This is a genomic window from Streptomyces sp. URMC 124 (assembly GCF_051386455.1).
In the GTDB taxonomy this organism is placed as follows: Bacteria; Actinomycetota; Actinomycetes; order Streptomycetales; family Streptomycetaceae; genus Streptomyces.
The window spans coordinates 1-375 of sequence record NZ_JBPQTS010000379.1 but is presented as its reverse complement, the minus strand read 5'-3'; the positions used below and the strand labels follow the sequence as shown (position 1 = coordinate 375).

Below are 375 nucleotides of genomic sequence, written 5' to 3'. Positions count from 1 at the left end.
AAGGCCGGCCATAGAAGGTAAAAGCCCTGTAATCGAAAATGTGAACCCTCCGAGACGGATCCCGAGTAGTGCGGGGCACGTGAAACCCCGTATGAATCCAGCAGGACCATCTGCTAAGGCTAAATACTCCCTAGCGACCGATAGTGAAGCAGTACCGTGAGGGAAAGGTGAAAAGCACCCCGGAAGGGGAGTGAAATAGAACCTGAAACCGTGTGCTTACAAGAAGTCAGAGCCCGATCTATGGGTGATGGCGTGCCTTTTGTAGAATGAACCGGCGAGTTACGTTCCCATGCAAGGTTAAGGCGAGAAGCCGTAGCCGCAGCGAAAGCGAGTCTGAATAGGGCGCTTTAGTATGTGGACGTAGACCCGAAACCG

Annotated in this window: 1 rRNA gene; it reads left to right on the top strand. The window is 53.1% G+C overall.

Annotated elements, in window-relative coordinates:
- Positions 1-375: ribosomal RNA gene (locus tag ACSNOG_RS33025) — 23S ribosomal RNA — on the top strand; the annotation flags it as partial.